The organism is Spongiibacter sp. UBA1325, from assembly GCF_002306875.1.
GTDB lineage: Bacteria > Pseudomonadota > Gammaproteobacteria > Pseudomonadales > Spongiibacteraceae > Spongiibacter > Spongiibacter marinus.
Map to the genome: position 1 here is coordinate 249,848 of NZ_DBTD01000010.1, position 12,158 is coordinate 262,005.

General features: G+C 56.1%; 10 protein-coding genes. 7 read left to right on the forward strand and 3 right to left on the reverse strand.

Annotated features, from left to right (window positions below):
• Nucleotides 1–2 precede the first annotated feature (2 nt).
• On the reverse strand, nt 3–1,064 hold the full coding sequence (gene lptG / locus B3K78_RS13120) for an LPS export ABC transporter permease LptG (RefSeq protein ID WP_286695803.1): 1,062 nt from the start codon (nt 1,062–1,064) through the stop codon (nt 3–5).
• A 5-nt stretch (nt 1,065–1,069) separates the two neighbouring features.
• Nucleotides 1,070–2,188 carry an LPS export ABC transporter permease LptF gene (gene lptF, locus B3K78_RS13125; protein ID WP_286695804.1) on the reverse strand — a complete coding sequence of 373 codons (1,119 nt, stop codon included), beginning with the start codon at nt 2,186–2,188 and terminating at the stop codon, nt 1,070–1,072.
• A gap of 176 nt (nt 2,189–2,364) precedes the next feature.
• Between lptF and B3K78_RS13130 the strand changes: the two genes are divergently transcribed.
• The 5 genes from B3K78_RS13130 (at nt 2,365) to B3K78_RS13150 (ending at nt 8,125) form a co-directional block, all read left to right on the forward strand.
• Complete coding sequence (locus B3K78_RS13130; protein WP_286695805.1) at nt 2,365–3,843, forward strand: leucyl aminopeptidase; 1,479 nt, start codon at nt 2,365–2,367, stop codon at nt 3,841–3,843.
• Nucleotides 3,844–4,275 carry a DNA polymerase III subunit chi gene (locus tag B3K78_RS13135; RefSeq protein ID WP_286695806.1) on the forward strand — a complete coding sequence of 144 codons (432 nt, stop codon included), beginning with the start codon at nt 3,844–3,846 and terminating at the stop codon, nt 4,273–4,275. It abuts the gene before it with no gap.
• A gap of 11 nt (nt 4,276–4,286) precedes the next feature.
• The gene (locus tag B3K78_RS13140; RefSeq protein ID WP_286695807.1) at nt 4,287–4,622 is read left to right on the forward strand and encodes a hypothetical protein; all 336 of its coding nucleotides are present in this window, start codon (nt 4,287–4,289) and stop codon (nt 4,620–4,622) included.
• A 162-nt stretch (nt 4,623–4,784) separates the two neighbouring features.
• Nucleotides 4,785–7,646, forward strand: a complete 2,862-nt coding sequence (locus tag B3K78_RS13145; RefSeq protein WP_286695808.1) for a valine--tRNA ligase — start codon at nt 4,785–4,787, stop codon at nt 7,644–7,646.
• 269 nt (nt 7,647–7,915) lie between these two features.
• Nucleotides 7,916–8,125, forward strand: a complete 210-nt coding sequence (locus tag B3K78_RS13150) for a cold-shock protein (RefSeq protein ID WP_204995861.1) — start codon at nt 7,916–7,918, stop codon at nt 8,123–8,125.
• On the opposite strand, the gene B3K78_RS13155 is transcribed toward B3K78_RS13150, so the two are convergent.
• Nucleotides 8,115–10,685, reverse strand: coding sequence for a sensor histidine kinase (locus B3K78_RS13155; protein WP_286695809.1), 2,571 nt, complete (start codon nt 10,683–10,685; stop codon nt 8,115–8,117). The genes B3K78_RS13150 and B3K78_RS13155 overlap by 11 nt on opposite strands.
• 154 nt (nt 10,686–10,839) lie before the next feature.
• Between B3K78_RS13155 and B3K78_RS13160 the strand changes: the two genes are divergently transcribed.
• Together B3K78_RS13160 and B3K78_RS13165 are read left to right on the forward strand one after the other, a co-directional pair.
• Nucleotides 10,840–11,676, forward strand: coding sequence for an SDR family NAD(P)-dependent oxidoreductase (locus tag B3K78_RS13160; RefSeq protein ID WP_286695810.1), 837 nt, complete (start codon nt 10,840–10,842; stop codon nt 11,674–11,676).
• Between the two features lie 219 nt (nt 11,677–11,895).
• Nucleotides 11,896–12,156, forward strand: a complete 261-nt coding sequence (locus B3K78_RS13165; protein WP_204996052.1) for a cold-shock protein — start codon at nt 11,896–11,898, stop codon at nt 12,154–12,156.
• Nucleotides 12,157–12,158 lie beyond the last annotated feature (2 nt).

Below are 12,158 nucleotides of genomic sequence, written 5' to 3' on the forward strand. Positions count from 1 at the left end.
AATTACGTGCGCTTCATCATCAGCAAGCCTCCGACCGCAAAACAGATGATGATCGGACACACACTGGCATAGATGGGGTCGAAGCCATACACCAGGCTCGATGGCCCCAGAATATCCTGCAGGGTGCGGAACACGATACCGACCATCACCCCCACGAAGATACGAAAACCCATTGTCACATCGCGCAGCGGGCCAAAGATAAACGAGATCGCCACAAACACCATGCCCAGTATGGTTACCGGCTGCAGCAGTTTATTCCAAAACGCCAGCTCGTAGTCGCCCGCATTCAGCCCCTGCTTATTCAGGTAACTGGCATAACGCCACAGCCCGCTGATGGAGAGGTCCTCAGGATCCAACACAAGAACATTGAGCAGCTCCGGTGACAGATCAGACTCCCAGTCTCGCTGCGGGAAAAACTGCTGCTCAGCACGCTGTTCACTGAAATCAACTTGCCGGACATCCTCAAGCATCCAGCTGCCACCGAGGTAATTGGCCCGTTCAGCGTAGGTACTTTGCACCAGCCGTTGCTGATCATCGAAGCGATAGATGCTCACCCCGTACAACACGCCGTTGGGCTGAACCGCATTGAAATGCATAAAGGCGTCGCTTTCGCGGTGCCACATTCCGTGCCGCGAGTGACTGCTGGTCGACTTTTGCAGCGCAATCGCGCGCTGACTTTCCGCAATTTGCTGGGCTGCTGGCGCAACGTATTCGGCGACGAACAAGCCAATCAAGGTGATAAATAGCGTCGGCCGCACCACCGCCATCACCAACTTGGCGGTTGACACGCCCGCCGCTCGCATTACCACCAGCTCGCTGCTGCTCGCCAAGCTACCCAGCCCCGCCAAACAGCCCACCAGCGCCGCAAAAGGCAGGTACTTATAGAGACTGCCCGGAGCCACCAAGCCGACATACTGGAGTACAGAGACAAAGGTATAGTCGCCCCGTATCTCTTTCAGCTCGTCGATCAGACTGGAGAGTAAGTCGATACCGACGATGACCAACAAAACCAGCAAGATAGCCGCGGCAACTGTGCGCCCGATGTAGCGATTTAATTTATGCATGACACTCAACCACGGCTTCGCCTCCAGGTCAGCCACCAGTGCCGCAACACGCTATCCCAGTAAAGCAGGATAAGCCCCAGCGTGAGAAAGATGAGGTGAATGACCCACATTCCCGGCAGCACTGGCCAATTGCCCTTGGCAATGGCATCGCGCACGGCATTGAGCGCCACCAGATAAAACATGTAGAGCATAAACGCCGGAAACATTTTGCCGTAGCGCCCGCGACGATGATCCGTTTTACTCAGCGATACCGCGATCAATGCCGCGATGGGCACCAACACGCTCAGAGAGATCCGCCACTGAACCGCTGCGATATCCTCAAGGGCATCACTGCGCCATAACTCTCGCGTTGATTTTCCATCGATCTCTTGGCGATAGGTTTTTACTTCCGGGTCGCGCATTAGCTGGCTAAGGCGTTCAAAGCGGGTAAATTGATAATCGGACTGCCCAGGCTCGCCAACATACCGCACCCCTTTGTCCAACACCAAATGGCGCTCGCCAGTGGCTGCATCCACTTCAAATCGACCGCTCTCGGCGGTAACCAGCGACACCAAGGGGCGCTCGCCCCCGCCGCTTTGCTGAGGCTCGGCCTGAGACATAAACACAGAGCGCATCGTCTGGGAATCGCGATCAGTTTTTTCGATATAGGTGACCCTGCCACTGCCCTTATCAATTCGAAAGCGTCCCTCAACGGCCGCCTTCACACCGATTTCTGCGCGACTCTCCGCAAGCTTCGCCGCATAGGCCTGTATACCTGCGGGGCTCACCACCATGCTGATATAGGCCACGATGGCAGCAATGATAAAGGCGGGAATTTGGGTGTAGAGCAGCAGTCGACGACGGCTCATGCCGCAGGCACTCATTACCGTCATTTCGCTATCGACATAGAGGCGGCCGTAGGTCAGCAAAATACTGATGAACAGCCCCAGCGGCAGCACCACCTCCAAAAAACCGGGAAGGCGGTACAACATAATAAGAAACAGCACATCGGGCGAGAAATCGCCCGACGCCACCTGTGCAAGGTACTTTACAAACCGCCCGCTCATAATGATTGCCAGCAGCGTTAAAGTAACCGCAAATACAGATTTAAAAATTTCACTCGCAAGGTAACGAAAAAGAATCACAGCTACCAAGCCCCTCTGCTGGCAAATGGTTTCACGCGCAGATAATACCCTTTACACTAGCGTCATAACACGCTGCCCGTCCCGGTTTTGGACGCAGCAAGCACCGATATAAAAATCTGGCCCGCATTATCGCTTATCGCGGCGCCCTCTGCGAATGTTTGTCTGAGAGAGAATCAATGCAAATCAGCCTAAAGCCCTGCAAAGACCCGAAAACCATCGCCACTGACTGCCTTGTCGTCTTCAGCAATGGCCAGCTAAGCGGCGCCCTCACCGCTATTAACGAGGCGAGCGATGGCGCAATCGACGCACTGCTGAAACGCGGCGATTTTAAAGGCAAGGTCGCAGAAACACTTTATATCCCTTATTTACCCGGTATTCGCGCCAAACGGCTGCTGCTGGTCGGCACTGGTGACAGCGAGACCGTCAGCGATGCCGACGCTGACAAACTCCTGCAAAGCGGTATTGCTGTATTGAACAAGCAGCAGAGCAAAGACTGCTGTCTTCTGTTTGGCGATCTGCGCGTCGACGGGCGCAAAGCCAGTTGGCTGCTGCAGCGCAGTGCCCAGCTGCTGGAAGTGTCCCGCTACCGTTACAGCGAAACCTTGAGCAAGGCAAAACCGGGCAGCGCATTGCGGCGCGCCGTGTTGCAAGGCAGCAACAGCGACAGCAACCGTAAGCTCGTCGAATATGGTCAACAAACGGCGGAAGGCATTAACGTCACTCGTCGCCTTGGTGATTTGCCCGGCAATATATGCACGCCGGATTTTCTCGCGAAAGAATCACGCAAACTCGCTCGACAGTTCGAGAAAGTAAAAGTTAGCGTGCTCGATGAGAAAAAAATGCAGCAGCTCGGTATGGGCGCCCTGCTCTCGGTTAGCGCCGGCAGCGACCAGCCCGCGCGCTTGATTGCCATTGAATATCAGGGCGCGGCGAAGAGTCAGCGCCCGCACGTACTGGTGGGTAAAGGGGTCACTTTTGACACGGGCGGCATCAGCCTTAAGCCCGGCGCCAAGATGGATGAAATGAAATATGACATGTGCGGCGCCGCCAGTGTGGTGGGCACACTTCGCGCCGTTGCCGGAGCAGAGTTAAAGGTCAACGTGGTCGGCATTGTCGCGGCGGCCGAAAATATGCCCAGCGGCCGAGCAACCAAGCCCGGTGATATTGTCACCAGTATGTCGGGGCAAACCATCGAAATACTCAATACCGACGCCGAAGGCCGATTGGTGCTCTGCGACGCTCTCACCTACGCAGGCAAGTATAAACCCGCGTCAGTCATCGATATCGCAACGCTGACAGGCGCCTGTGTTGTTGCCCTGGGTAAACACGCTATCGGCCTATACAGTAATCAAGACGACTTTGCTGCAGAGCTGCAAAACTGTGGTAACGAGGCACGCGACCGCGCCTGGCCTATGCCCTTGTGGGATGACTACCAGCCGCAACTGGACAGTAACTTTGCCGACATGGCAAATATCGGCGGCCCCGAGGCCGGCAGCGTTACCGCCGCCTGCTTCCTGTCGCGCTTTTGTAAAGACTATCGCTGGGCACATTTGGATATCGCGGGCGCCGCCTGGCTGTCCGGTGCCAACAAAGGCGCTACTGGTCGCCCGGTAGGTCTGCTCTTCAACTACCTGCAAAGCAAGGCAAAGGACTAGGTGACACGCGTCGATTTTTACATTATCGGCAGTACCTCGGCCGATGCGGCAATGGATTTCAGCTGCCGGCTGGCCGAGAAAGCATGGCGCGGTGGTCATCAAATATTGATGTACTGCGCCGATGCCCAGCAAGCCGCCGAACTCGACGACCGTCTTTGGCAGTTTAAGCCAGAGAGTTTTCTTCCCCATGAGCTGGGTGCAGAGGGTGGCGCTGACATAGCGATCTGCCACGCAGGCGACCACACCGCCATGGGCGATCATTGCGACCTGCTGATCAATCTCGCCCATGATGTGCCCGAGCCATTCAGCCGCTTTACACGGCTGGCAGAAATTGTCGATCAACGCGAGCAGTCGCTGGCGGCATCGCGGCAGCGCTACAGCTTTTACAAGCGTCGCGGCTACCCGCTGCACAATCACAACGTCGGCCAATAAGGGGGACTGCAATGAGCCACACCAACGACGAACAACTTCCCCTGTTAGACGAACTGCAATCATTAAAAACCGTTCTCAGTGACACCGGCGACGACATCCCGGTGCTGAACGACATTATCCACACGCCCGATACCGAGCCCGCCGAGGCTTCAGATAGCGCGGAACAAACAGCCAGTAACAGCAGTGACTGGCTGGCCGGCGGTGACGACGACCACAGCAGGGAGATTTTTTTACAAGAATTGATCGACGATATGCTGCCCGACATAGAAGCGGAACTTCGCAGGCGTCTGCTTAAGCTCGACGGCGACGTACTCGAGCGCTGGTATCAACAAAGCCGTCAGCGCTAAGGCAGCGCGCCAGAGCACCGGCGCTCGCCCCCGGCGTAAAACCTCTCCAAACAATCCTCTCGCGCTTTGGCCCAGAGCACCAAAACTCAGTATACTTATCGCCTTTTTGCGTTAGCGCCTTCCCGCGCTCTGCGCCCAACAGTTATCGCCGAACGGAAACCCATGGATAAAACATTTCAGCCTGCGGACATTGAAAGCAAGTGGTACCAGACCTGGGAGGAAAAAGGGTATTTCTCCCCCGCCGGAGATGGCCCTGCCTACAGCATCATGATCCCACCTCCCAATGTCACCGGCAGCCTTCACATGGGGCATGCGTTTCAGGATTCGATCATGGATGCGCTCACCCGCTATCAGCGCATGAAAGGCGCCAAAGCGCTGTGGCAAGTGGGAACCGATCACGCAGGTATTGCCACCCAGATGGTCGTCGAGCGCAAACTCGCTGCGGAAAGTGGCCAGACCCGTCACGACCTGGGCCGCGACGCCTTCCTGGACAAGGTATGGGAATGGAAAGAGGAGTCTGGCGGCACAATTACTCGCCAGCTGCGTCGCCTCGGCGCCTCTGTCGACTGGCAAAACGAACGGTTTACCATGGATGACGGCTTCTACAAGGCCGTTCAAGAGGTCTTCGTTCGCCTTTACGACGACAAATTAATCTACCGCGGTAAGCGCCTGGTCAACTGGGATCCCAAGCTCCACACCGCCATTTCCGACTTGGAAGTTGAAAACAAAGACGAGAATGGCCATCTCTGGCACTTCCGCTACCCATTGGCTGACGGCCAAACAACCGCCGATGGCAGCCGCTACCTTGTCGTTGCCACCACCCGCCCGGAAACCATGCTCGGCGACACCGCCGTCGCGGTAAACCCCGCAGACGAGCGCTACCAGTCGCTGGTCGGTAAATTTATCGAGCTGCCGCTGGTCGGCCGCCGCATACCCATCGTTGCCGACGACTATGTCGACCGCGAGTTCGGGACTGGCTGTGTCAAAATCACCCCCGCGCACGATTTCAACGACTACGCACTTGGTCAGCGTCACAAGCTGCCAATGATCAATATTATGGATCAGGACGCTGCCATCCTCGGCCGCGCAGACGTCTACAACAGCGATAGTAGCGCGAACGATGAATTAGATGCCGGCCTGCCCGAGGCCTATGCAGGGCTGGACCGATACGCCGCGCGAAAGGCCATTGTCGCCGACTTAGACGCAGCAGGCCTGCTGGAAAAAGTCGACGATCACGCGCTGAAAGTCCCCCGAGGCGACCGCTCAGGCCTGGTGATCGAGCCCCTGCTCACCGACCAGTGGTTTGTGGCGACGGCAAAATTAGCCGAGCCCGCCATTGCCGCCGTAGAAGACGGCCGCATCCAATTTGTACCCAAGCAGTATGAAAATATGTATTTCAGTTGGATGCGGGACATCCAAGACTGGTGCATTTCTCGCCAGCTGTGGTGGGGCCATCGCGTGCCCGCATGGTATGACAGCGAGGGCAATATCTATGTGGCCCGCAATGAAGAAGAAGCCCGCAGCAAGTATGGTTTGCCCCCCGAGCTGGCGCTGCAGCAGGATGAAGACGTACTCGATACTTGGTTTAGTTCCGCGCTGTGGACCTTTGGCACCCTCGGTTGGCCGGAGGCGACCGAGCGCCTGAAAACCTTCCATCCCACCGATGTGTTGGTAACCGGCTTCGACATTATCTTCTTCTGGGTCGCTCGCATGATCATGATGACCATGCACTTTATGAAAGACGAAGACGGCAGCCCCCAAGTCCCGTTCAAGACGGTTTACGTCACTGGTTTGATACGCGACGAACAAGGGCAAAAAATGTCCAAGTCCAAGGGCAATGTCCTCGACCCCTTGGACATGATCGACGGCATTGACCTCGACAGCCTGTTGCAAAAACGCACCGGCAATATGATGCAGCCTCAACTTGCCGAGAAAATCGGCAAAGCAACGCGTAAAGCCTTTCCTGAGGGTATTGGCGCCCACGGCACCGATGCACTGCGTTTTACCCTCTACTCGCTGGCCTCGACCGGCCGCGACATCAACTGGGACATGAAACGCTTAGAGGGCTACCGGAATTTCTGTAACAAGATCTGGAACGCTGCCCGCTATGTGTTGATGAATACTGAGGGCGAAGATTGCGGCACGGGCAATGAGCCCGTCGAACTCAGCCTCGCCGACCGCTGGATCTGCGCGCGCCTGGAACAAGCGCAGCGGCGAGTGGCTGATGCGATGGCCGCCTACCGCTTGGATCACGCCTCTCAAGAGGTCTATGAATTTATCTGGAACGAGTACTGCGATTGGTACCTGGAACTCTCCAAGCCAGTCCTTTGGGACGACAACGCCAGCGCCGAAGCAAAACGCGGCACGCGGCGTACGCTCATCCAGGTTCTTGAAGCAACCCTGCGCCTTGCTCACCCCTTTATGCCCTTTATCACCGAGGAAATTTGGCAGCGCGTGGCCCCAATTGCCGGCATTAATGCAGGCGATAGCAGCATTATGCTGCAGCCCTATCCCTGCTCAAATGATCAAGGCATTGACGAGCAGGCCCTTAGCGATGCCGAATGGTTAAAAGCTGTTATCACCGCAATACGCAACATTCGCGGCGAGATGAACGTGCCCCCCTCGAAAGCGCTCAATGTGCTGCTGCGCAACACCAGCGAGGAAGATAGCCAACGCCTGGAAGCCAATCGGCAATTCCTGCTGAAACTAGCAAAACTGGACGATATACGCGTCCTGAACGACGGCGAGCAAGCGCCGATGGCCGCCACACAACTGGTTGGCGATATGGAGGTTCTCGTCCCGATGGCAGGCCTCATTGACAAGGCCGCGGAGCTGGCTCGCCTCGACAAGGAAATTGCCAAACTGGACAAGGACATCCAGCGCTTGAGCGGAAAGCTTGGGAACCCCGGTTTTATCGACAAGGCACCGGCAGCGGTCGTCGAGAAGGAAAAAGAAAAGCTGCAAGGCCAGCAGCATGCTCGCCTGCGACTCGTTGAACAACGCGGCGAAATAGAGGCGCTGTAACGCCGCATTGCCATGCTTTGATCCAAATGAATGGGTCAAAGCATGGACAACAGCGCTAGAGTCGTTATAGTAAACAGCAATCTCGGCAGCGCTATTCACCCAACTGTGATGTTTTCTCGTTTCGCTGACAACCGGCAAGCCCGGCTCCCCGCCCCGAAGCAGACCGCTCTGCCCGCTTCCTATCTCTTTTTCCCGGACTGGTGGCAATTTTCTCGCCGCCCGACCGAAAGCACCTTTATGCGACCCGACTGCGACAAAGAGGATAAGCAATGAGCGACCGCGTAACTGGCACCGTGAAATGGTTTAATAACGCCAAAGGGTTTGGCTTTATTACCCGAAACGAAGGCGAGGACGTATTTGTCCACTTTCGCTCCATTCAGGGGGACGGCTATCGCACCCTGGACGAGGGCCAGAATGTCGAGTTCAAACTTGTAGAAGGCCCCAAAGGGCTGCAAGCCGAGGACGTGCTCAAGGTCTGAGCCTGGCCGCCGTGTCGGGGTCCTGCTCCGACGGTATAGCGGCATCAATGGCGCGGTAAAGTTGCGATGGTAACAGTGGGTTAGTTAATACAACGCGCTCACTCGCCGCCGGCAGCGACTCTTCGTGCTCAGGTCGCTCTCGCAAATAGATGACGGTGACCAACGCTTCCAAGCAGGCCTCACGTCGATCACTAATTACCAACTGCGGCGAGGCGTCTGGTATCTTGGCCAAGTGTTTTTGCAGGCCATGCACATCGGTAACGAAGTGAGCACGCCAACCTCGCCGGCTCAGCGCCGCCGACAGCGATAAACGCAACCGCTCATCACTGACCAGCGCGATAATCGGCAGGCCAGCGGCGTCGACATCCGCATGATTCAATTCCAGCTTTTGCGCGGGTAACAGCACCGAGAAGCAGCTACCGGCATCGTCCACACTACTCACCAGGATATGCCCGCGCATGAGCGACACGAGTTTTTCGGCGACAGCCAGCCCCAAGCCCACCCCACCAAAACGACGGTTTCGAGAATTTTCTGCCTGCACAAAGGGCCGAAATAACTCGCGACTGCCCTGCTCGGGAATCCCCACACCGTTGTCGTGAACCTCAAAGACAAGTTCGGCCCAGTCGTAGTACTGCCGCTCCACGTCGCTGGCGGGACGCACTTGCAGCTCAATAATGCCTCTCGGCGTACTGTAAACAGAAAACTTAACCGCATTCTCAAGCAACACTAACAGTAATTGCCGCAAGCGAATGGGGTCGGTAAACAATTGCTCTGGCAACCGCGGATCGATGCGCAATAGAAACTGCTGCTGATTCCTGGCCACCATGGGCGCTACCGCCAAGGCGACTCCCTCCAGGTAATCCCACAGCTGGACATTCTCTTCCTCTAATGTCACGTCACCGGTTTCAAGCAGTGAGTAGTCGATAATGTTGTCGAGGGTTGCCAATAGACTCTGAGAGGAACGGCGAATGGTATCGAGCATTAACCGCTGCTCGCGGTTCAGGGCCGACTTTGACAACAGGTCAGTCATACCCACCACAGCATTCATCGGGGTGCGGAACTCATGCCCCATTACCGAAAGAAAGGCCGACTTGGCATTACTGGCCTGCTCTGCCCGCTGATTCGCTTCTTCGAGTTGCATGCTTTGCAACCGCAAGCGATCTTCAAGCCCATGCTTGTCAGCAAGCAGCTGCCGCTCTGCCTGCTTCGCCGCGCTGATATCCGATTGAACACCCACCATACGAACAACGCGCCCCTCAGAATCGCGTTGCACGGCCGCCTGAAAACTCACTTCGAGCACGGAGCCGTCCCGACGACGTATCTTGTGCTCCCCAGAAAACAGCTTGTCATCACTCTTCAAAAACGCGATGAATTCCGGATTCAGCCGTTGCTGATCCGCTTCCGGAATACTGTTCATCAGCACGCGTAAACCGTCGCGCTCGTCACAGCGCGACAGCCCGACCATTTTCAGCCATGCAGGGCTTAAGTACACCTCCTTCGCGAGCAAGTCCCAATCCCATATGGCATCGTGTGAGGCCATAACCGCCAGGTCAAAACGCTGCTGGCTGTGCTGATATTGTTCGTGCATCAGGTACTGGTCACTCATGTCGCGAATCAATAACAACAGGCGACGGCTGCCATCTGCATCGGTGTACCAACCGGGGTATAACTCAACCGCCACTTCACTGCCGGAATGACTCATCAACATCAACTCGATGCCTTTAAAGCTGGCATCCTGGTCTGACGAGGACTCCATCAGAAACTCATATTTGTGTTCGAATCGCGGTGCAAACAAGCTGCGCAGAGAGCGCTTTATCAGTGCGGCATTCCGATAGCCCAGTAATTTGGATGCGGTTTCGCTGGCGGCAATCAACACCCCTTGTGCGTCGCATATCAACACCGCTCCAGGAATTGATGCCATCAGGGTCTGGCGGCGCAACACCTCCGTTTCAACATTGGCCTGCAAGGCCGAGACCGTGCGCTGACGCCGCGACAGCAATACGGCCAGCACTACCGCCGCTGATACCATCACCACCAATGAGAACAGCAACAACAAGCGGTTGCGCTGCGCGCTCTGCCAGCGTTTTTCATCCCTTGCGATCTGCGCAACTAACTGATCATGCAGCTTGCTGAGCGCATCGATAACTATGCGCTGATCCAATTCAGCATTGAGTGGAACGGCGGCGGCATTCCCCACCTTGTAAGCCGAGTAGGCGGACACAATAGATTGCAGCGATAGCAGGGCTTGTTGCTCCCCCCCTAGCGATTGCAGTGTTGCCAGTGGAGACTGCGCTCGGCTCATTTGCTGCTGAAGCGCCTGAAAAGCGGCGAGATCCGAGTTTTCCAGCAGGTCGAAGAAACGCGGAACGACCGCACCATGGTCAAGTAAATAGTCGACTTCGGCCAAGGTCTCAGCAAACGGGACGGGTCGCTCGATAAATCCAGTAATTTCAGCCCTTGCGCTTCCTACCGCCAGGCTTGTTGCCAACAGCGCCGACCACACCAAGCGAAAGGCACAACGGCGCACAACATACCGACGCGCAGTGGTGCTTGCACGCATATCATCCCTCCCTGATTTGCTGAAGGCTCATCGTTGCCAACACCCATGGATATGGCGCATCATCTCCCAGCGCGTGGTGCATAAAAATGCGTAGTTCCACTAACGTAGGCCTGCGATTTACCGCGATGAAACACCCCGCATATGGAGCGTTGCCATGACAGATTCATTTAAGTTAGCGCTGATTACCGGCTGCTCAAGCGGCTTGGGAAAAGCACTTGCCGAACAGGGCCTTGCCCACGGCTACCACGTGGTTGCCACCGCCCGCAGGCCCGAATCGATTACGCTGGAGCACCCTCGCCTTCACAAGCGCGCATTAGACCTCAATGACCCCGAGCACATTCGAACGCTTTGCACTCAGCTGCACGAGGAGTTCGGCCAGATTGATCTATTGATTAATAACGCGGGCTTTGGCCTGATGGGGCCGATGCTGGAAATCAGCCCACAAAAACTCGCCGAGCAATTCCAAACCAATAGCATCGCGCCGCTTGAGCTTGTTCAGTCTGCACGCCAGTCATTAAAGCGCGGGAGCACGGTTGTAAACATCGGCAGCGTGTCAGCAAGTTTGGTGACGCCCTTTGCCGGCAGCTACTGCGCCAGCAAAGCTGCATTGCACGCGTTGAGCGATGCCATGCGCATGGAATTAGCCCCCTTTGGCATTCGAGTGATGGTGGTTAGAGCAGGCGCCATCCGGTCGAAATTCGCTGAACGCGCCGAATCTGAATTGACGCCACAGCAAACACAGGGGCCCTACCAGCCACTGCAACAAGCCATAGCCGAGCGAGCAAGCCTGTCCCAGCAAAACGCGAGTGATGCCGACGACGTTGCCAAGCGTATCTTCGACGCCAGCGAACAATCACGCTGCCCCGCCTATGTGGGCGTTGCTAACGGGCATCGGCGGCTGTATTCACTCAGTAAGTTGCCCAGCCGCGTTACCGATTGGTTGCTGTCACGCCGCTTCAAGCTCAGTACGTTGCACGGCGACGAACTGTAATTGGGGTGCTATACTCCGCCGGCTGTGGCCGATATTGCCGGCCCTTAATTCATTGTTTTGTTTATTTATTTTTGGTTCTGTATTGTTATGTTGTTAATTCTAAGAATTATTATTTCTGCAGCGCTCAGCGCACTGACGGTATTTTCTCTCTCCAAATTGGGGCTCGCTAGCCTGGCAGCACTGCCCGCAGCTCTTGTATTTGCAGCGCTACTATTTGCCATGCTGCTTTCTCCACGACTACCCAGCATCATTGACGCCCTGGGCAGCAAGCGCGAGCGCGGTACCGTAAAATGGTTCAACGTAAGTAAGGGCTATGGTTTTATTACTCGTGAGGGGGGTGACGATGTATTCGTTCACTTTCGCTCTATCCGTGGCAAAGGCCGAGGCCGCCGCAGCCTAATGGAAGGACAACTCGTGGAGTTTGTGCTCAGCGAAGGCGAAAAGGGTCCGCAGGCCGAGGAAGTTTCGGTCGTCGACTAGCG